This is a genomic window from Faucicola mancuniensis (assembly GCF_046523945.1).
Classification (GTDB): domain Bacteria; phylum Pseudomonadota; class Gammaproteobacteria; order Pseudomonadales; family Moraxellaceae; genus Faucicola; species Faucicola mancuniensis.
Genome location: NZ_CP171363.1, coordinates 2,171,455 through 2,188,836 on the forward strand (window position 1 = coordinate 2,171,455; position 17,382 = coordinate 2,188,836).

Annotated in this window: 28 protein-coding genes; 13 read left to right on the top strand and 15 right to left on the bottom strand. The window is 39.1% G+C overall.

The genetic code is table 11. From position 1 onward, the window contains the following. Positions 1-11 precede the first annotated feature (11 nt). Positions 12-491, top strand: a complete 480-nt coding sequence (locus tag ACGTJS_RS10695; protein ID WP_315043279.1) for a hypothetical protein — start codon at positions 12-14, stop codon at positions 489-491. A gap of 33 nt (positions 492-524) precedes the next feature. Here ACGTJS_RS10695 and ACGTJS_RS10700 read toward each other — a convergent pair whose 3' ends face one another. After that, positions 525-2,270 (bottom strand): sigma-54 dependent transcriptional regulator, encoded by a 1,746-nt coding sequence (locus ACGTJS_RS10700; protein ID WP_315043280.1) that lies wholly within the window; start codon positions 2,268-2,270, stop codon positions 525-527. A gap of 172 nt (positions 2,271-2,442) precedes the next feature. On the opposite strand from ACGTJS_RS10700, the gene ACGTJS_RS10705 reads away from it, so the two are divergent. After that, complete coding sequence (locus ACGTJS_RS10705) at positions 2,443-2,592, top strand: hypothetical protein (protein WP_410472049.1); 150 nt, start codon at positions 2,443-2,445, stop codon at positions 2,590-2,592. Positions 2,593-2,944: 352 nt separating this feature from the next. Here the strand turns inward: ACGTJS_RS10705 and ACGTJS_RS10710 are convergent, their stop codons facing one another. Genes ACGTJS_RS10710 through ACGTJS_RS10725 form a run of 4 tightly spaced genes read right to left on the bottom strand, consistent with a single transcriptional unit; the run spans position 2,945 to position 4,545 of the window. After that, a complete protein-coding gene (locus ACGTJS_RS10710; protein WP_315043282.1) occupies positions 2,945-3,211 on the bottom strand; it encodes a pyocin activator PrtN family protein in 267 nt (88 codons plus the stop codon). A 2-nt stretch (positions 3,212-3,213) separates the two neighbouring features. Further along, positions 3,214-3,453 (bottom strand): hypothetical protein, encoded by a 240-nt coding sequence (locus ACGTJS_RS10715; RefSeq protein ID WP_315043283.1) that lies wholly within the window; start codon positions 3,451-3,453, stop codon positions 3,214-3,216. Then, complete coding sequence (locus ACGTJS_RS10720; protein WP_410472050.1) at positions 3,446-3,745, bottom strand: DUF551 domain-containing protein; 300 nt, start codon at positions 3,743-3,745, stop codon at positions 3,446-3,448. The genes ACGTJS_RS10715 and ACGTJS_RS10720 overlap by 8 nt, the downstream gene beginning before the upstream one ends. Positions 3,746-3,789: 44 nt before the next feature. Beyond that, entirely contained in the window at positions 3,790-4,545 is a 756-nt protein-coding gene (locus tag ACGTJS_RS10725; protein ID WP_410472051.1) for a hypothetical protein, read from the bottom strand. On the opposite strand from ACGTJS_RS10725, the gene ACGTJS_RS10730 reads away from it, so the two are divergent. Then, positions 4,545-4,679 carry a hypothetical protein gene (locus tag ACGTJS_RS10730; RefSeq protein WP_410472052.1) on the top strand — a complete coding sequence of 45 codons (135 nt, stop codon included), beginning with the start codon at positions 4,545-4,547 and terminating at the stop codon, positions 4,677-4,679. The two genes, ACGTJS_RS10725 and ACGTJS_RS10730, sit on opposite strands and share 1 nt — an antisense overlap. Here the strand turns inward: ACGTJS_RS10730 and ACGTJS_RS10735 are convergent. The 10 genes from ACGTJS_RS10735 to ACGTJS_RS10780 form a co-directional block, all read right to left on the bottom strand. Continuing rightward, positions 4,671-5,042, bottom strand: coding sequence for a hypothetical protein (locus ACGTJS_RS10735; RefSeq protein WP_410472053.1), 372 nt, complete (start codon positions 5,040-5,042; stop codon positions 4,671-4,673). The genes ACGTJS_RS10730 and ACGTJS_RS10735 overlap by 9 nt on opposite strands. A gap of 80 nt (positions 5,043-5,122) precedes the next feature. Continuing rightward, complete coding sequence (locus ACGTJS_RS10740; protein ID WP_410472054.1) at positions 5,123-6,055, bottom strand: Bro-N domain-containing protein; 933 nt, start codon at positions 6,053-6,055, stop codon at positions 5,123-5,125. A gap of 252 nt (positions 6,056-6,307) precedes the next feature. After that, positions 6,308-6,838, bottom strand: a complete 531-nt coding sequence (locus ACGTJS_RS10745; protein WP_410472055.1) for a single-stranded DNA-binding protein — start codon at positions 6,836-6,838, stop codon at positions 6,308-6,310. A 1-nt stretch (position 6,839) separates the two neighbouring features. After that, a complete protein-coding gene (locus tag ACGTJS_RS10750; protein ID WP_410472056.1) occupies positions 6,840-7,826 on the bottom strand; it encodes a recombinase RecT in 987 nt (328 codons plus the stop codon). Positions 7,827-7,837: 11 nt separating this feature from the next. Next, on the bottom strand, positions 7,838-8,818 hold the full coding sequence (locus ACGTJS_RS10755) for a YqaJ viral recombinase family protein (RefSeq protein WP_410472057.1): 981 nt from the start codon (positions 8,816-8,818) through the stop codon (positions 7,838-7,840). Positions 8,819-8,829: 11 nt separating this feature from the next. Continuing rightward, on the bottom strand, positions 8,830-8,988 hold the full coding sequence (locus ACGTJS_RS10760; protein WP_410472058.1) for a hypothetical protein: 159 nt from the start codon (positions 8,986-8,988) through the stop codon (positions 8,830-8,832). 8 nt (positions 8,989-8,996) lie between these two features. Then, positions 8,997-9,353, bottom strand: a complete 357-nt coding sequence (locus tag ACGTJS_RS10765; RefSeq protein ID WP_410472059.1) for a hypothetical protein — start codon at positions 9,351-9,353, stop codon at positions 8,997-8,999. 409 nt (positions 9,354-9,762) lie between these two features. Next, on the bottom strand, positions 9,763-10,680 hold the full coding sequence (locus ACGTJS_RS10770; protein WP_410472060.1) for a hypothetical protein: 918 nt from the start codon (positions 10,678-10,680) through the stop codon (positions 9,763-9,765). 168 nt (positions 10,681-10,848) lie between these two features. Next, positions 10,849-11,661, bottom strand: coding sequence for a KilA-N domain-containing protein (locus ACGTJS_RS10775; protein ID WP_410472061.1), 813 nt, complete (start codon positions 11,659-11,661; stop codon positions 10,849-10,851). Between the two features lie 46 nt (positions 11,662-11,707). Then, on the bottom strand, positions 11,708-12,376 hold the full coding sequence (locus tag ACGTJS_RS10780; protein WP_410472062.1) for a LexA family protein: 669 nt from the start codon (positions 12,374-12,376) through the stop codon (positions 11,708-11,710). A gap of 107 nt (positions 12,377-12,483) precedes the next feature. On the opposite strand from ACGTJS_RS10780, the gene ACGTJS_RS10785 reads away from it, so the two are divergent. The 10 genes from ACGTJS_RS10785 to ACGTJS_RS10830 all read left to right on the top strand — a co-directional run bounded on the left by ACGTJS_RS10785 (position 12,484) and on the right by ACGTJS_RS10830 (position 17,379). Beyond that, positions 12,484-12,693, top strand: coding sequence for a Cro/CI family transcriptional regulator (locus ACGTJS_RS10785; RefSeq protein WP_410472063.1), 210 nt, complete (start codon positions 12,484-12,486; stop codon positions 12,691-12,693). Next, positions 12,686-12,907, top strand: coding sequence for a hypothetical protein (locus ACGTJS_RS10790; RefSeq protein ID WP_410472064.1), 222 nt, complete (start codon positions 12,686-12,688; stop codon positions 12,905-12,907). Before ACGTJS_RS10785 ends, ACGTJS_RS10790 begins: the two co-directional genes overlap by 8 nt. Beyond that, entirely contained in the window at positions 12,900-13,250 is a 351-nt protein-coding gene (locus ACGTJS_RS10795) for a hypothetical protein (RefSeq protein WP_410472065.1), read from the top strand. Before ACGTJS_RS10790 ends, ACGTJS_RS10795 begins: the two co-directional genes overlap by 8 nt. 62 nt (positions 13,251-13,312) lie before the next feature. Beyond that, on the top strand, positions 13,313-14,029 hold the full coding sequence (locus ACGTJS_RS10800) for an antA/AntB antirepressor family protein (RefSeq protein WP_410472066.1): 717 nt from the start codon (positions 13,313-13,315) through the stop codon (positions 14,027-14,029). After that, positions 14,029-15,117: a DUF1376 domain-containing protein gene (locus tag ACGTJS_RS10805; RefSeq protein ID WP_410472067.1), complete on the top strand. Its 1,089-nt coding sequence runs from the start codon at positions 14,029-14,031 to the stop codon at positions 15,115-15,117. The genes ACGTJS_RS10800 and ACGTJS_RS10805 overlap by 1 nt, the downstream gene beginning before the upstream one ends. Positions 15,118-15,181: 64 nt before the next feature. Further along, a complete protein-coding gene (locus tag ACGTJS_RS10810; RefSeq protein ID WP_410472068.1) occupies positions 15,182-15,598 on the top strand; it encodes a hypothetical protein in 417 nt (138 codons plus the stop codon). Continuing rightward, positions 15,595-16,035 (top strand): VRR-NUC domain-containing protein, encoded by a 441-nt coding sequence (locus tag ACGTJS_RS10815; protein ID WP_410472069.1) that lies wholly within the window; start codon positions 15,595-15,597, stop codon positions 16,033-16,035. The genes ACGTJS_RS10810 and ACGTJS_RS10815 overlap by 4 nt, the downstream gene beginning before the upstream one ends. Further along, positions 16,032-16,184: a hypothetical protein gene (locus ACGTJS_RS10820; RefSeq protein WP_410472070.1), complete on the top strand. Its 153-nt coding sequence runs from the start codon at positions 16,032-16,034 to the stop codon at positions 16,182-16,184. The genes ACGTJS_RS10815 and ACGTJS_RS10820 overlap by 4 nt, the downstream gene beginning before the upstream one ends. 30 nt (positions 16,185-16,214) lie before the next feature. Next, a complete protein-coding gene (locus tag ACGTJS_RS10825) occupies positions 16,215-16,670 on the top strand; it encodes a hypothetical protein (RefSeq protein ID WP_410472071.1) in 456 nt (151 codons plus the stop codon). Positions 16,671-16,683: 13 nt separating this feature from the next. Beyond that, on the top strand, positions 16,684-17,379 hold the full coding sequence (locus ACGTJS_RS10830) for a helix-turn-helix domain-containing protein (protein WP_410472072.1): 696 nt from the start codon (positions 16,684-16,686) through the stop codon (positions 17,377-17,379). The last annotated feature ends 3 nt before the right edge of the window (positions 17,380-17,382 follow it).

The following is a 17,382-nucleotide window of genomic DNA, read 5'->3' on the forward strand; positions in this document are numbered from 1 at the left end:
GAACGACAAGTATGCCAAACTCACCATTAGATTTTTTGCTAAAACAGACATTGCTATCATTAGCGAGCAATGTCAATGAGCAATATTTAACCAATGCTGAAAATTTTTTGGCAAAATTTGGCAAAATCGCAAAAAGCGATATTGTACTCACCGAGCCATATCATAACCAAATGACATGGCTTGACTTTTTTGAGCCTATCACTTATCAAAATTTGTTAAATTTAACAAAAAACCTTGAAAATCAAAATGATAGAAATAATTTTGACAAACCGAAAGTTACCTTAGATATTGACATTGTCGCTTTTTTACCAAAAGATTTTAACCAAAATTTTTCACAAATATTAGATGAAAAAAATCAAACTTTTATCCAATTAACACAAGGCTGGCAAGGCGTGGCAAGGCGTTTGCCGTTAGCGGAATATGATAAATTGTGTTTTGATAATTTATGTCAGAACTTACAAAACGCCACTTTGCCTTTACCCCATCTTTAAAAACCTGTATTCATAACATCTTTGCAACAACCCTTATTCATCGTCCAAGCCCAATTTGCTCATACGATAACGAAATGAGCGAAAACTCATACCTAGTTTTTTGGCGGCATTAGTTTTGTTGCCATCGGCTTGACGCAGTGCGGTAACGATAAGACGGCGTTCTTGTTCGTTCAGATATTCTTCCAACCCTTCAGGCGGTAATTCATCAAAGCCAGTACCGTCTGGATACAGTTTATTTGCCAACGACTGCTCTTTTTGAGTGTCTTGCTGATGAGCGATGGACGGCATGATTTTACCAATAATCGGCGGTAGAGTTTGGATAATGCGTTCTGCTCGTTTTGGTGGGGTGATACTCACAGACGTGTTTTGGTTGCTTTGACTACCAAATACACCTGTGGTATAACCAAAAAATCCATGACTTTTAGTAGGTTCGTTTTGCAGTTTTGGCGGTTCGGCTGGCTGTATTGGTGCGATGGGTTTGGTTGTTATCGGTATCACAGGTTCATTGATAACATTGGATAATGTGGTATTTGTTAAATTTTGTTGGGTATCTACATGATTAACAAATGGGCTAGGTGGTTCAATATTTATCGCCAAATTTGTTTCGCTGTTTGCGGTATTTTTTAGGTTCAAATGATGTTCTTCAATCAAATGACCGTCCGATAACGTAATCGCCCTTTCCAAAATATTGCGAAGCTCTCGCACGTTGCCAGAATAGTTGTGTTGTAGCAAGGCTTGTTTGGCGGTGTCGCTTAGGGTGACAGGGTTTTCAAGCCCCCAATCTTTGGCAATCAAGCGCAAAAAATGGTTCGCCAACAGCGGAATATCATCTTTTCGCTCGTTCAAACTGGGTAATTTGACTTCAATCACATTGATACGATAATACAAATCTTGACGAAAATCACCCTTTTCCACCAATTTTGCCAAATCTTTGTGCGTTGCCGATAGTAGGCGAATATCCACAGGGATTTCTTGCGTACCACCAATCGGTCGCACCTTTTTTTCTTGAATGGCACGCAGTAATTTGACCTGCATAGCAAGCGGTAAATCCGCCACTTCATCCAAAAATAACGTGCCACCATTGGCTTGTTGAAATAAACCTTCTTTATCGCTGGTCGCCCCTGTAAAACTGCCCTTTTTATGCCCAAAAAATTCACTTTCCATCAATTCAGACGGAATCGCACCACAGTTGACAGGGACAAAACTGGCAGACGCTCGTGGGCTTAATTCATGAATCAGCTTGGCAACGACTTCTTTACCACTGCCAGATTCGCCCCACAAAAATACGGGGGCTTGGCTACGAGCGAGTTTTTGGATGGTTTGTTTAAGATTGGCAATCGCCACAGACTGACCGATGAGCTTGCCTGCAAATGGGTCTGGCGGTGCGGTATTATTTTGGCTTTGATTGTGTTTGTCTTGGGTGACTTTTAACGCATTTTCAACCAGTTGGCGTAAACGTGGCAACTCTAAAGGCTTACTCACAAAGTCAAACGCCCCCAATTTTAACGCTTCAATCCCCAAATCAATGCTACCATGAGCGGTAATTACCGCCACAGGCGTGTTTGGTTGATGTTCGGTAATGAGTTTGACAATGTCAAGTCCAGAGCCGTCTGGCAGACGCAAATCGGTCAAACAAAAATCAAATTCATGGTTTAAAATAAATTCTTTGGCGGTGGCAAAGTCGTATGCGACCATGCTGTCAATCTGCATTCTTTTTAAAGTCATTTGCATCAATCGGCACAAATCAACTTCATCGTCAATAATCAGAGCTAAAGACATACGCTATTCCTAATTTTTGGTTAAATCGTGGTTAAAATTGTGTCATTATACCATACAATTTTAAACTGATAAAATTTGTCAGTTTGGGTTTTACTAGCGGGCATGACATTGAAAAATAGTGGTTTTTTGTGTAAGATGTATGACAATAAAAGATTAAAATCAAGATAAAACCGTGATAGATAACCCCCCCCCACAGCTATCAACCGCTTTTGAAAATGCGGTTGATGAATATCTTGCTATGTGCGATGAGCTTGGCAAATCACCCAATCAGTCGTTGGTATTTAATGCTTTATCGCGGTATCGGCAGTTACATTTACACTGATTTTTTGGATTTTGCTTAATTTTAACCGTCCATTTGGGCGGTTTTTATTCATAATATGCTAAAATAAACAAATTTTACCAAAATCACCCCCATTTTTAACATAAAAACTAAACAAATTTATGATAAACCAACCAACCAACAACACCCACCCACTTTTAACACCTCTACAAATCGGCAATGAAACCATCGCCAATCGGTTGATACTAGCCCCGATGGCAGGTCGGAATGAATAAAAAATAAAATATATAACTATCAATAAGTTATGAGTGTTTTATAATGTTGTGTTGCAAATTTGGTGCAAAAATAAAGCCGATTGAACAGCCTGATATTTGGCTAAACAATCGGCTTTTATTCAAATAGAGCATTGCATATTTTCCCAATTTCTTTTTGCTTCTTGTCTTTGTTGCTCAAGATAGGGTGCAAAATCCACCAAATTAACAAACCAACCACCACCCCCTGTTTGGAATGCTGGAAAGGGTAATTGGCAGTTTTTCGCTTTTCTTCCTGCTGTTTTTTGGTTCATGTGTGGCAAATAGTCTGCCAGTATAGTTTCTAGTGATACAACTGGGTTTTTGTATCTTAGAAATAACATGGTAGCTATATCAATCTCTGTGTTCATGCTTAATCCCTTATAAAATCTACAATTTTTTCAATTTCATACTTACTACTGATTGTAAAAATACATTCATTCCAGCCGTCATGCGTGCGAAAGATGAATTTGTTACGGTATTTATCAATTTCAATCAGTTGGTTTTGGCTGTCGCAATAAACCAGTTTTGTGTCCAGCGGTTTTTCAATCTTTCGGCTTGTCTGAAAGGGTGAAAACAGCCTTTTAATACAGTTTTTAATAAATTTAAACATTGTCATGCTCCTTTGGTGGCTGTAGCAGTGGTTGCCAGTGTCTGATTTTGTCTGTTTTACCCACCATACCTGCAATATTAACAAACCCTGTATCTTTGCTATATCCACAAGTACACACCATATCACCGTGCTTGTAGCTATTGCGATAAACTAAGACAATATCACCGTCATTCGGCAGTTTATCATTTACATTCACCCAGTTATCCTGTTCTTTGATAACGCTTTTTAGCTTGTCAATTTTGATTTGCACGCAGTTATCGTGTGTGTTTTCGTCAATAACGCTTGCTATCAATGGGGAACGGCTGAATATTCCAGCAGACAGCCGTTGCCCTGTTTTTATCTATAAAAAGTTACATTCACTCGCCCTGCTGGGTGTGCAGTTTCATTTGGTGGCAAACCTTTTTGGGCTTTTCTAATGTTAATTCTGTGATTAGGAATATCTAGTGTGATGTAATTTTCAGCATCATTTACAACTTTGTTTGTAATAGTTATGGTGACCTGAGAACTATCCGTTACCCAATCAGGAATAGTAATAGTTGCCTCATGATAAGCCGTCAATGTGTGATCGCCACCAATTACAGGTATAAAGCCGCCCAAGGTTGCATATGCTGATACTTTCATGCCCCATGGGTTGTGATTATCATGACCAGAATAAGCAGTGTCTAAGTCAATCATAATTACTGATACAGGAGTCTTTACACCACCATTATTCTGACCACCATTCGCCAAAAGCTGTGCTATCTGTTCTTTTAAGACATCAATTTGGCTTTGTAAATGGGTATCGCCATTGGTGCGGTTTTGGATTTCTTGGGTAAGTTTGGTATCAAGGTCGCCCGATGATTGGTTGTTACCACCATTTTGAATGGTAACTTGTATCTCGTTTACTTGGGTGGTTAAGCTATTGACTTTGTCGTCAATTTCTTGGGTCTTTTGTTCTTGCTCTTGGCGTTTTTTATTCAAAAAAGCAGTCCGATTGGCAAGCTGTTGATGAGGGATATTATCAATGCCATCTTCGCCCCCTTCTACGGGGTCGTTAGGTTCAATTAGGTAAATATTTTCTACCCATTCGGTGGTTTCTTTGATTAGTGCCATTGTGCGATTACTCCGTTGTAGCGGACAGCCCCATCGTGGCGGACGGTGCGGTCGTGTTTAAGATTTTTAAGATGAATGCTTGCCAATTTGCACCGCAAGGGGGCAACATCAGCAAGTATAGTGAATTAGAATAGGATTAAGACAAAGTTTCCGTTCGTGGTGAGCTTGTCGAACCTGAGAAGCACTGCTTCGCAAGACGTAGCAAAGCGAAGTGGAAACCGACCTTTCGACAAGCTCAGGGCGAACGGTTTCCTATTTCTAATTTTTTTGATTTGTTTCAAAAATCGTTTTGCGTGATAGCGATGATGTCGCTCTGCATCGTCCATTGCATCTTGGACGTGTTGAAAGTCAAACACTTCTTGGCGTTCACCTTTTCGTACGCAAAACAGTTTAACTTTGTTTTGGTCGAACTGTATTGTGTAATCGTGGCTCATGCCTTCGGCTGCCATTAGATTGCCGTTGTGTTTTTGCCAGTTTAAGTTTTTGATTTCATACATATTTTCTCCGTTTTTTGGGTGCAAAAAGCCATTGCCTATCGTGTGATAGACAAGGTTTTTTTTGGGTTTGGGATTTGGGGTTAGTGGTAGCGAGCTTTTAGGGCGTGGTTATGCTCTATGAGTGTTTTGGCTTCTACCATGCGTTGTTTTGGGTCGGTGGTCGGTATGCGTTGCTCATTGAGTGCGTCATAGACCAAGCCTGTGCTTTTGGTTAGGCGGTGAAAGCGGTTGTTGATTTCGTTGATGAGTTGTCCGATTTCTCGCATTTCGTGGCTGATACGGTTGTATTCTAGTAGTCCGACCATTCGCCATTTGGCGTTGTATTCGCTGTTGTCCTGTTGCGGTGCGATGTTGATTGTGTTGATAAAGTTAATGGCTTTGTCAAAGTCAATCGCTAATAGTTCGTTGTAGCGTGGTATGTCAAAGTGTTCATACATGGCTGTATAAATGGTTTGATAATGTAGGCTGTTGTCTTTGCAACGTTGGGCAATCGCTTGACGGATTGCTTGTTGTTGTTCAATCGAAATGGTGATACGTTCGATTTTTGGTTGTCCGACTTCTTTGTCCAGAATATCTAGCACCCATTGGCGGAATGCTTTGGCGATTTTGGTTTTTGACAACATTGCAACCAAGTGGCAACCACGCAGGGAGAAAATGCGAATTTTAGCATTTTTCATTTGTGGATTAGGAATAAGAGCAGTCATGCTATCGCTAAATTCATCAGCGTTTCTGTCATAGATTTTATTAACTGAACTTTGGTCAGCATAATTAAGAGCTTTTGCCAACTCGCCAGAAGTTAGCCAAATTTGGCTATCAGTTTTAATTGGGGTTAAAGTGATGTTTTGAAAAGTAAGTGCTTTCATCTTGATATACCTTTTTGAGTGGTTAAATTTACCCTTTTTTCTCGTACGGTCAATTTGACCGTGCGGAGTATTTAGGGCGGTAAACGGCTCAAAACCTGTATCAAGGCAGGCGGAATTATTCGTCCGATTGCTCGGCTTATTTCTTCGCACCGTTTACCATAATCAAAAAGGATTAGGCTTTTTATGCAAAAAGCGTATCGGATTAACTTTTTTTAGGCATAAAAAATTCACACTGACGGGGTGATTACCGCTTGATAATAGGCTTTTGAGACCATAGCCTATATTAGCGTTTTTTTTAGCGGTTGTCAAATTGTTTAATCATGTCCTAAAAAATGTCGCTAATTTATCAAATTAAATCAATAAATTAGCGTGGATTTGTGGTTAAAAATGTCAGGCTAAATGTCAAAACGGCACTTCATCGTCCACCGCCCCTGCTTGTGGCATTAACGGCTGTTGCTGTTGTGGGTTCTGCGGTGCGTGCTGTGGGTAGTTTTGATACGCAGGGGGTATTGGCTGACCGTTATTAAACTGTTGTGGTTGTTGTGGGTTCTGCCATTGTTGCTGTTGTTGATTACCCCATTGTTGTTGTGGTTGCTGTTGATTGTTTTGTCCACTACCAACAAAGTCAAATTCATAACCTTTGACCTTTTGGGTGGTGCGTTTTTGCCCTTGTTGGTCTGTCCATTCATCAGATGTAACATTGCCAAACACGACAATTTCATCACCTTTATGAAAATATTTAGCGACCGTTTCGGCTTGTTTTCCCCAAAACTCTACATTATGCCAAGTGGTTTTTTCTTGGCGGTTGCCTTGTTGGTCTATCCAACGTTCGCTTGTTGCTACAGATAGCTTGCAAACCTGCGATTGTCCAACTTGTTTTAATTCAGGCTCTTTACCTAAGCGACCTTTTAGCGTTATTTTTGCAAAACTCATATTATGCTCCAACTAATTCGTTTAAATGTTCATCAAGTGCATTCATGACAATATCAAAACGCTCTTCACCCAGTCTATCTCTGATATCGTATAAATTTTGGCGAAAATCGTCCGCATCGTCCAAAGTTGCATTGCGAATACTAGCCATACAATCATTAAAAATCACTTCGCCACGCTTGTCGGTTAGTGCGTTACGCAATCTGTTCGTATCATCTCCGCATATAGTGATATTTGGATTGTCAATCAATTCTTTAATCTGCAAGCCTACACCATTAACTTGTTCAAGGGTGGTTATTCTTGCGATTTCATCTAGGACTGGCTGTATGTCGTAACAGTCATCTGCCTGTACTGTTTCTGTTGCTTGTACCGTTTCGGTTTTTTGGTTTTTGGCTTTGATACGGTCTTTGATTGACTTTGTGCCTGTGTTTTTGGTGGTTGGCGGTGTTACGTCTTTGGGTTCGGCTGGGCGGTCTTGCTCTTCTTCGGCATAACCCATTCCCTTAATCACATCTGGGAACACATCACGCAATGCGTAACCCCTTGCACGCAGTTTTAGCATACGTTTTGGGTAGTTTATCCAAGGACCTTGTTTGCCAAGTAAGTTTGCTTGTTTGGCATCGTCCATTGAAAAAGTTGATGTAACTTCATCTTCGCCTTTGCGTTTGACCGTGCAAGTTGCGGTTTTGCCGTCATCGCTTAGGGTTTCGTTGATGTATTCAAGCAAACCGCTACCACGCACCAATGCAAGCATGGCATCACCCCAAATAGACGGACGACCATTGATGACTGCGATGTTTTGCATGGCTTGTAGTGGTTTTAAGCCGATTTCCGCTCCCCATTGCATGGCAACAAGGATATTACCTGCTTTACGCTGATAATCCTTTGGCACGATGTCCGAGCTTGCTAAGATTTCGGCTAGTTGCATGGCTTCTTGTAGGTTGCTTGGGGTCATAAAGCCTTGACTTGGGGCGAGTTGTAGTTCATTCATGGTTTTGCTCCTTATTTGATTTTTAGGGTTCTGGTTGGTTTGGCAGTTTTGGTAAATTGGTTAAATCGGTCTGCCAGTTCTGGGTAGGCGTTGAGACAGCCTTTTTTGTCAAACATTTCTCGTCCTTTGCTCGTCTTATAGGTCAGTACGATTTCACCACCAACCGCTAAGTTTTCGTTTTCACCGATAAGATTGATTAACTCAATTTGGGCGTGTTCAATCTCGTTATCCAGTTGTTTGGCTTGGTCTTTTAGCTCAATGTAGCGGTCTATGATAGCGATGTTGTCATCGTCATTTTCGGAGAGTTCAAGCGTGCTATCAGGCAATGCCTTTGCGTATTTGTGCTTTGCGTTGGCAAGGGTTGTCGGTGTTGGCTCTACCCCTGCTAGTACGTTGTTTTCCCAAAAGTCTTTGGCAACGTCTATCATCATGGCGAATAGTTCAGGGTCAAATTTTATGGTGTATTGACGATATTTGTTACCCCCTAACAACAATGCTAAATCGCAAGTTTCAATCCCTGTAATGCCCATGTACCACTGACATTGCAGGTTGTAATGGGTAGGCACTTGGTCGGATTGTTCATCACCCCATTTGTCTTTCATGTATTCGCTTGCGGTTTTGATTTCTAGCAGTTTGTCGGCTATCAATACACCGTCCTTAATGGTTACTTCATTGCCTACCGCTCTATCAATGTTAGCAATGGCAAACTCATATTGGCTATGACGTATCATGCAGTCTAGGGCGACAACTTCGCAGTTATTGCGTTTGGCGTATTCTTTGGCGACCACATCTTCAAGAATTGTTCCCCAGTAGGCAGGTTCGCTCATTTGTTCCGCTACCACTTCTGCCACTTTTTTATGGTAAAGGTCGTAAGCAGTTTTGTATGGGTTTTCGCCCATGATTGCTGAGATGTCAGAGCCACCGATACCGCTTTGGCGAAGTTTTAGCCAGTCTTCACGGCTTAGGTTTTTGGTTGGGATTGCGATTGTCATAGATATGCTCCTTAGTATTTTGTTTGATTTTGTTGTAGCCATGCTTTGTGTTCTTGTACTAGGTCATGGTCTGCTTTGGCTTGTTGCTCCATTGAGTCTATTGCCATGTAGCAAAAAGCTAACATGATGATAAAAACAATAGCAAAAAAGATTGAATCTGATGTTTTCATATCTGCTCCTATGGGTAGGCTACTACACCCTTTTGGTCTAGCTCGTCTAGGTCGTCTAGTTCACAGTTTTTGGCGTACTCATCGTATGCTAGTTTGAAAAGTTGAAATGCCGTTGCATTTGGGTTTTGTCTATGCAACTCACTGATATACACTGTTACGCCAATCTCGTCTTGTAAGATTTTGGCGAATTCCATTGCATCTTCGTTATCGCTCAATGGGAAATTAACCCCATTGCATTTTGCGATTGTTACTTTTTGAAGTATTGCGTAGTTTTTAAACTCTTGATATTTGACAATCAAAGTAAACAAACCTTTGTCAATGTATTTTGTTTTAACATCATTGATTTTGTCGTTAATGTTTGGCATAATATGCTCTCCAGTTGTGAAAATACCCTTGTGATTTAACGGTCTGCAAGGGTATTTTTTTGCCTAAAATTTAACTATTAGGAAAATCCGAATAGTTGTCAGTTAATCCGTCATTGCCCACTTGTTTAAATGGGCAATAGCTGATTAGCTTGCGGTTCTCTGCACCGCTTTACAGCATAAGTAACTAGCTTATGGTTGTATCTGTTTTTATTGAGTTGGTTAAACAATCATCTTGTTTAAGTTAATTATAGTTTACCCAAAGTTAATTACTATGTCAATAAAAAAGTTAATTATAATTTACTTAAATTGTAACCAATTTGTAAACGTGGAATTTTTGGCATAAAAAAAGCCCCAAAAGGGGCGTAAAAAAACCACCGCTAGGGGTGGTTTGACAATGTAATTAGCTAGGCTAGATATCTAGTCTATATTGTTCTCGCTTGATATGTTCTAAGACTTTGATAATCTCATAGGTGGTTTTTAGTTTTCCGTTTTCTTCAGCCTGCAATGTGCGTATCTGGACACTCAGCCAATCGCCTTTGGCAAAGCGTATCTCGCCATTATCCACAGCGGTCAAAAAATCATTATCTAGGATAATCGCTTTTATGCTATTTTGCCCATCATTAAATGTCCATTTATTTTTTTCTTTAAAGGTGATACTTTCTATAACCAATGTTTTTGTTGTTGTATTATCAGTTAATAGCTTGGTGATATTTGTTGGTGCAAAATATGGAAGTTCGGTATCTGTAACGGTTACACTTTGGTTATCTTGCTTGATAAGGCTAAACTGGTCTATGCCTGATTGTTCAAGTGGTTTTAGTGTGTCATATATAGCTTGGCGTACTTCATAATTAATATAAAGCTGATAAACATGGATATTAATGATTTCAACATTTTGATTGAATGTCAGTCTGATGTCATCGCCAACAGGCTCGGCGTGTGTCGGTGCGTTGCCTTTATATTTTTTGATAAGGTGTATCACTAAACCAATAATACCACTAATACCACCTGTAATGCCGAACAGATTAGCCAATGCTGTGGCATTATTACCAGCTAATATATCTCGCATCTGGTCTATAAGATTGACAGCTTGAGTGCTTAATTCTATCTCTATAGAGCCTGATTTGATGTTCCCTATCACATTCAGCGTAGCTGTATATTGACCATCACTGGCTATTTTTGATGTGTATTTTACCAGTTCACTCATTGCCATCAACGCAGGTGCAAGTACTGCAACGTCCATTTCATGGTTTTGCAGTGTTTCACCGTCATATTTTATGGTAAAGTGTTCTTTTGGCATAGTGATTATTTCATCAGATTTGTAGGTCATTGTATTTTACCATGTATGTGTATTATATGCAAAATCACCGCTAAGGTGATTTTATAAAATTTTCTTGATGTTTTTAAAATTTATGGTATAGTAAATGTACTGGAACGGGTAGCATAAGCGTAATTCCTATTCGGCAAAAAGCTCTGATTTTATCAGGGCTTTTTGTTTTTAGGTTAGTTTTTTGATTGTTGGGTTATTTTGAAGTGTGGTTTTCATATGTTCTGCTTGGGCTTTTAACATATTGTAGCGTTCAGATTGTTCTATGCCTTGTGTAATTAGCATGGCATTTAGAAATTCTAGGTTTGCGACTATGGCGTTTTGTAGTGGTGTGGCGGTATCTCTTAGATTGCCTTTTTCACCTGTTTGCTTGTGTTCTTTGGCGGTTTTGCCAAATATTATCATATTTAGCATATCAGCTTCTGTTGCATAGATATTGGCGTGTGCGGATTTGTCAATTTCTAGTAATAGGTTTTGCTGTATAGCATCTGTTTGTAATTTATAGTTGATTTTGGCTAGTTCTCGGTTGGCGTGCCATTCTATTGATTGTGTGTTGTATTCTTGTTCTTTTAGGCGTTGAAATTCTTTGATTAGGTAAAGTTTAAACTCTGGGCTTAACCATGAGCCAAATTCAAAAGCAATGTCTTTATGTGCGTATGTACCGCCATAACGTCCTGCTTTGCTACGGATGCCTATGGCTTGTGTTTGTTCTACCCATTTTGTTGGAGATAGTACAAAGGCATTTGAGCCTGATTGTTGTTTAAACTGGTCGAATTCGACCAGTTTAAAATTTGGGTTGTTAATTTGTTCCCATATTCCCAAAAATAAGAGTGTATCTTTGTTGCGTAGCCAGTTTTTGATGATGTCTGCTGTTTGTTCACCTTTAAATCTTGCCATGTCTGTTAGGCTGATGTAGTCATCATCGTTGATTGTTGATACGCTGATTGGTATTTGGTTTACAGTGATTAATCTATTGTTTGTCATTTGTTTTAATTTCTCCCACGTCTAAAAGTTTCAAATCTGTCAACAGCTACACCAATATTCTTTTATGCTCCACCACAACCCCCACAATCTCAAAATCGGTAAATCGGCTGTCTAGTGTCGGATAAAAGTCATTTAGCGGTACAAGCTGAAAATATTCCTTACCTAGTTTTTCATCATAGCCACAGGGTTTGAATTTTTTGAATGTGGCTTGTTCCTGTCCTGCTACTCGTGCGATGACGTATTGTCCTGCGTTTGGCTTTCTCTCTTGGTCAATGAGTATCATATCGTTTTCGCTGAATAACGGCTCCATGCTATCACCGATAATATTAAGCCAATAGACGATATCGCCATAGTTTTTGTCAGTATAGTATTCGTATTTATCCCATTCATTTTCGCCCATTTCGGTTGGCAATCCTGCCTTTACCCAGTTAATAACTGGGGCTAGTTTTTGTGGTGGTAGGTCGGTATCCACATTGACAAAGCCGATTTCTTTTACTTCGCCTTTGCCTGTTGCGAGCCATTCTGGCGTAGTTTGCAAGGCATTGGCTAATTTTGTTAAATTTGAGCCTGTCGGTTCGGCTTCGCCTTTACGCCATTTTCCTGCTGAAACTTTACTTACGCCAACGATTTTACCAACATCAACATCAGATAAGTTTAAATCGTTCATACGTTTGGCAATTCTTTGACCAATTTCTTCTCGCAATAATGTACTCATAATATCACCAGTTAATTTAGATTTACTTATGATAAAGTAAATTGTTGAAAAAGTAATTTACTTGTAGTAAACTATTATTTACCATTAAATTAATTAAGGTTTACAACATGAATGTAAATGATATAAAAAAATATCTTGGAGTTACAAAAAATGCTCATGTCGCTAACGCCTTAGATTTGTCAAAAGTGACAATCGGAAAATGGGCGAAAAATGGCATACCGATTGATAGACAATCTTTATTGCAACTGCAAACAAACCATAAATTACAAGCTGATAAATCATTGATTTCTCCATTGGTGGGTAATTCAAGTGAGTAAAAAAACAGGTCAAATAACGGTACATCTATCTGATGACTATGAGCTGGCTGTCAAAAATCTTGCCTATGCAGATGATTGTAGCCCTAGCGAGTGGGTGCATCAGTTGATAGAAAAAGAGTTAAAAAATCGTTACCGACAAGCACAAGATACCCTAAATGCAATCGGTCATCTACAGAACGATGAGATTTTTGAGAGCGGAGAGAGCTATGATTAAACCCTACACACCACCAAAGCAAAACAGCTTTAGCGAAGAAGAAATTGAAGCATGGAAGAAAGCCAACAACTGGCAAAATCCATGCGACCGACCAAAAGATGAGCCATGCTTGATTGACAACAGCATTTGGCAAAATTCTGAATTGATAATGACGCTTGAAAACAAAATCAAAAAGCACTTTGCAAAAAATCGCTATCTAATACCAAGTCAGATTGAGAACAAAAAGCTATCGCAAACCGTGAGAACTCATTGCGAAAATCATGTCAAACAATGTGTCATGGTGAAAGACAGAGTTACGATTAAAGGTGCAAAAACGCCTGTGGTGGCGTATCGCATGGCGTAAAAAATAAGGCTTATCCGAAGATAAGCCTTATCAACCAAACTAAACAAAGTAGGAATTATTATATGACAAATTTACCAAAAGTGCAAGAAAATTCCCAACTGATTCAAGCGGTAAACGCTCGTGAGTTGCATGGGTTTTTAGAAGTAGGTCGTGATTTTTCAAATTGGATAAAAGACCGAATTGTTAAGTATGAATTTACAGAGAATGTAGATTATGTTCGTGTCGCCAAAAATGGCGTAGGCATAAATCAAGGCTTCCAGCCGATTGACTACTACATCAGTCTTGATATGGCAAAAGAGTTAGCCATGGTTGAAAACAACGAGCAAGGCAAAACCGCACGCAAATATTTTATTGAGTGTGAGCGAAAAGCCAAGCAACCGTTAAACCTTGAAAATCCGATTGTATTACGAGATTTGCTATTGTCTTATACCGAAAAAAATATCGCATTGATTGCCGAAAACGAAATACTAACCAAAGCCATTGACAACGTAACCAACACGGCTGACGGTGTGAAATTTCAGCAAGCGTGCAAAATCCTAAACGTCAAACAGCCAGTATTAGCAAAATGGCTACGAGATAACAACTGGGATAGATATATCAATAAAAGCCGTGCATCAACCCACTACAGCCAAGAACGTGGCTACTGCATGACAAAGTATGAAGAAGTGGACGGTGTTAAACCTAGCGGTGAACCGTTTAATTATACAAAGATTGAGTTTTTTATTTTGCCAAAGGGTATGAGCCGATTAACTAAAGAGTTTGCTAAGGCGGTGAATTGATGCACTTTTACAATTTTAACATTAAAGATTATCGGGCAAAAACTGCCCACTTGACACCGATAGAACATTATATCTATCGGTCGTTGATTGATTGGTATTATCTCAACGAAAAACCATTTGATAGTGTGGAGCAAATAAAACGCTGGTTAATGATTGATGATGAAACAGCGATTGAAAATGTGCTGTCAGAATTTTTCCATAAAAGAAATGGTAAATATCATCATACTCGCATTAATAAAGAAGTGCGTAATTATCAACACAAAAAGCAAAATGACGTAACAGATGATGTAACGCAAAATATGAATGACGTAACGCATGACGTAACGCATGACGTAACGCAAAATAACAGAACAAAAGCGTTACGCAATCGCAATAAAATAATGATAAACGCATTAAAAGCAGTTGGTGAGAATGTTAATACACGCACCAAAACCGCAGAATTACAGGCTTTATGCAAAAAACATGATATTGACGTAACAGATGATGTAACGCAAAATATGAATGACGTAACGCATGATGTAACGCAAAGTGTAACGGAATTAACTGCACAAACTCACGCAATAACCAATAACCATAAACCAATAACCAATATAAATAACTCTCTCTCTAACGCAGGCGAGCAAAAAAAATCGGCTGATGAAGTTTTGGCAAAAGCAGAACAGGTCAAGCAAGCCAACGCACAGGATATTCAAGACTGGAATCAACCAACCCTTGATGAAATGCGAAGTATGTTGTTTACCGCAGGATTTACAGGGCAACTAAATCAATCTGATTATGACCGCCATGTTAGCGATATGAAAATTTATTATGCAGAACAAGCGATTATCGGTAAGCCGTTAGCTACCAATTCCTTGAGAAAAAATAAACTTCGTGATTGGATAATTCGTGATTCACAGAAAAATTTTACAGGAAAAACTCATGCAAACAATCAATCAAGCTTTAGCAACCATGCAAAACAACCTACAACCGCAGAATACGCCAAAAACCTTGAAGCAGGACTTCAACGATACATTGAACAGCGTAGAGCCGAGCGAACAATTAATCATGGCGATTGGACAGATGTTCACCCAATGGAAGCTGTGGTTTAAAAACAAACTAAAACCTAGTGAATGGGAAGCGGACACAGTGATACTTTGGGCGAATTACTTGACAATGAAGAAAATCACCAAACACGAGTTTGATTTAGCAAAATCATTGAGTGTTGATTTAGATTTTCCACCGAATAACGCCAAAGAGTTTTTGGCATTGGTAAGAAAACCGATTGAACAAAATTACCCAAATATTCGGCAAGCGTATATGAACTCGGCAAACGGCGAATATCCTCATGCTGTGATTTATGAAACGGCAAAACGTGTAGGATTTTGGGAATTGAAAACAAAAAGCGAAAACATAACTTGGAAAGCGTGGCAAGAAATCTATCCGAAAGTATGTCAAGAACACGCAAACGGAGCGGATTTTACAATCCCAGTTAGCAATCAGATTGAACAAAAACGCATTGTCGCTGATGATGAATTTGTCAATCAAAAAATCAAAGAAATCAAAGAAATGCTAGGACGTAGAAAGTCATGAAATACCACAAAGCAACAAGGCTTAAAACCCCAATCGCAAAAAAGACCTTTAGCGAAGATGACATACAAATCAACATCATGACATGGGCAAGCTACGTCAAATACAACGACAAAACCTTAGCTGACTATCTACACCATAGCCCTAATGGTGGACAAAGAAACGCCCGAGAAGGTGCAAAATTTAAGCGTATGGGCGTTAAAAGGGGCTATCCTGACTTAATCCTAGATATTGCAAGGCAAGGTTATCATGGCTTACGAATTGAGCTAAAAACAGCCAAAGGCAGGGCATCAACAGAACAAAAACAACGGCTTGAAATGCTAAACGCTGAAAACTACAAGGCGGTTGTTTGTTATGGCTACGATGAAGCGGTCAATACGCTAAAAGATTATATGTCAATTAAGAAAAACGAGCGGTATCAGTGGGAGTGTGATTTGTGAATAAGAACGAAATCTTAGCATATTTAAAAAAAGAAAGAGATAAGCAAGTTGTTGATAGACATGATTTGCATTATCAAGCGTATCAACACGCTTACAATGTTTTGGACGATTTATCAACCATGCAACACGGCAGGTTACTTTTAAACTAAACGATGATAAACCGCAAACGATTGATTATAATGAGTTTATTAAGCGGTTTAAGCGGTTGGGCGGTACGGTGGGGACATGACGGAAATTTACTCAACAATAGGTTGGATTGTGTATTACGGTGGGTTGGTATGGTGGCAAATCAAACGATAGATGAACAGGTTGAGCGTGCATTGGCATTTATCCGTGATAAGGCAAAAGAGCTGGCACAGGCAAAGGCTGAAAGAGTGTATTTGGAAGAATTTCGTAAATCCAAAAAAGCCATGCTGATACAAGAAGCAAGCGATAAGCTAAAAACAGCCCAAGAGCGTGAAAGCTATGCTTATAGTCATAAGGATTATTTGCAAATATTAGAAGCCTTAAAAATTGCGGTGGAAAAAGAAACTTTTTTACAGTTTTCTATAAAAGCAAGTGAGTTAAAATTTGAACAATGGCGGACGATACAGGCAAATAGACGGCTAGAATTTGGACGGTATGGTAATAATTAACTGGTGAAAAAAAATGAGCGAAAAAAGAACAAAATTAACAAAACGGTATTTTACCGAAAATCAACAACGACAAAGAAAAAAATTGTTGGGAAATAATCTAAAGGTCGCTCGTATCGGAGCTGGCTACACACAAGCACAGGTTATGGAGCAGGTGTGGGGGATTGATAATAACCGAAACCGTATCAGTGAGATTGAAAACGGTCATGTAGATATTAGCATTGATATGTTATTGATATTATCTGACCTTTACGGCTGTAGTACGGATTATATTTTGGGTAAATCGTGCGAACCGATTAATGATATTTATGCCAGTCATATTAACAATGTATTGATTAACACACGGCATTATTTTGAACCAATGATTGAACAAATGGTTACGTCTATCACTGATGTGATTAAAAAAGTAGATAAGGACGAACATTTAGAGTTGGTAAAATGCTGTGAAAAAATCTCTAACTATTTGATTATAAACAACCAAAAAATAAAAGAATCTGATGAAACATTACATCATCTATTAATTCACCTTGAATATATTATTAGAAAAATTAACGTAAGACAAGCCCAAAAACAAACCCAAATCCAAGCACAATTAGAGCAGATAGCAGAGCGTATGGATAGAGAAGATAAGCATAGGTTACTTGTGGATATTGATAAGCAGCATCAGTATAGTTTGCCATTGCCAACACCTACTGTTGAAGCTGTTGCTTAAGTG

What these genes read in the sequence shown, in the direction of transcription:
- ACGTJS_RS10695 (WP_315043279.1), top strand. Translation starts at nt 12, where the DNA reads ATGCCAAACTCACCATTAGATTTTTTGCTAAAACAGACATTGCTATCA.
- ACGTJS_RS10700 (WP_315043280.1), bottom strand. Translation starts at nt 2,270, where the DNA reads ATGTCTTTAGCTCTGATTATTGACGATGAAGTTGATTTGTGCCGATTG.
- ACGTJS_RS10710 (WP_315043282.1), bottom strand. Translation starts at nt 3,211, where the DNA reads ATGAACACAGAGATTGATATAGCTACCATGTTATTTCTAAGATACAAA.
- ACGTJS_RS10715 (WP_315043283.1), bottom strand. Translation starts at nt 3,453, where the DNA reads ATGTTTAAATTTATTAAAAACTGTATTAAAAGGCTGTTTTCACCCTTT.
- ACGTJS_RS10725 (WP_410472051.1), bottom strand. Translation starts at nt 4,545, where the DNA reads ATGGCACTAATCAAAGAAACCACCGAATGGGTAGAAAATATTTACCTA.
- ACGTJS_RS10735 (WP_410472053.1), bottom strand. Translation starts at nt 5,042, where the DNA reads ATGTATGAAATCAAAAACTTAAACTGGCAAAAACACAACGGCAATCTA.
- ACGTJS_RS10745 (WP_410472055.1), bottom strand. Translation starts at nt 6,838, where the DNA reads ATGAGTTTTGCAAAAATAACGCTAAAAGGTCGCTTAGGTAAAGAGCCT.
- ACGTJS_RS10750 (WP_410472056.1), bottom strand. Translation starts at nt 7,826, where the DNA reads ATGAATGAACTACAACTCGCCCCAAGTCAAGGCTTTATGACCCCAAGC.
- ACGTJS_RS10755 (WP_410472057.1), bottom strand. Translation starts at nt 8,818, where the DNA reads ATGACAATCGCAATCCCAACCAAAAACCTAAGCCGTGAAGACTGGCTA.
- ACGTJS_RS10760 (WP_410472058.1), bottom strand. Translation starts at nt 8,988, where the DNA reads ATGAAAACATCAGATTCAATCTTTTTTGCTATTGTTTTTATCATCATG.
- ACGTJS_RS10765 (WP_410472059.1), bottom strand. Translation starts at nt 9,353, where the DNA reads ATGCCAAACATTAACGACAAAATCAATGATGTTAAAACAAAATACATT.
- ACGTJS_RS10770 (WP_410472060.1), bottom strand. Translation starts at nt 10,680, where the DNA reads ATGACCTACAAATCTGATGAAATAATCACTATGCCAAAAGAACACTTT.
- ACGTJS_RS10775 (WP_410472061.1), bottom strand. Translation starts at nt 11,661, where the DNA reads ATGACAAACAATAGATTAATCACTGTAAACCAAATACCAATCAGCGTA.
- ACGTJS_RS10780 (WP_410472062.1), bottom strand. Translation starts at nt 12,376, where the DNA reads ATGAGTACATTATTGCGAGAAGAAATTGGTCAAAGAATTGCCAAACGT.
- ACGTJS_RS10785 (WP_410472063.1), top strand. Translation starts at nt 12,484, where the DNA reads ATGAATGTAAATGATATAAAAAAATATCTTGGAGTTACAAAAAATGCT.
- ACGTJS_RS10795 (WP_410472065.1), top strand. Translation starts at nt 12,900, where the DNA reads ATGATTAAACCCTACACACCACCAAAGCAAAACAGCTTTAGCGAAGAA.
- ACGTJS_RS10800 (WP_410472066.1), top strand. Translation starts at nt 13,313, where the DNA reads ATGACAAATTTACCAAAAGTGCAAGAAAATTCCCAACTGATTCAAGCG.
- ACGTJS_RS10805 (WP_410472067.1), top strand. Translation starts at nt 14,029, where the DNA reads ATGCACTTTTACAATTTTAACATTAAAGATTATCGGGCAAAAACTGCC.
- ACGTJS_RS10810 (WP_410472068.1), top strand. Translation starts at nt 15,182, where the DNA reads ATGAAGAAAATCACCAAACACGAGTTTGATTTAGCAAAATCATTGAGT.
- ACGTJS_RS10815 (WP_410472069.1), top strand. Translation starts at nt 15,595, where the DNA reads ATGAAATACCACAAAGCAACAAGGCTTAAAACCCCAATCGCAAAAAAG.
- ACGTJS_RS10825 (WP_410472071.1), top strand. Translation starts at nt 16,215, where the DNA reads ATGAGTTTATTAAGCGGTTTAAGCGGTTGGGCGGTACGGTGGGGACAT.
- ACGTJS_RS10830 (WP_410472072.1), top strand. Translation starts at nt 16,684, where the DNA reads ATGAGCGAAAAAAGAACAAAATTAACAAAACGGTATTTTACCGAAAAT.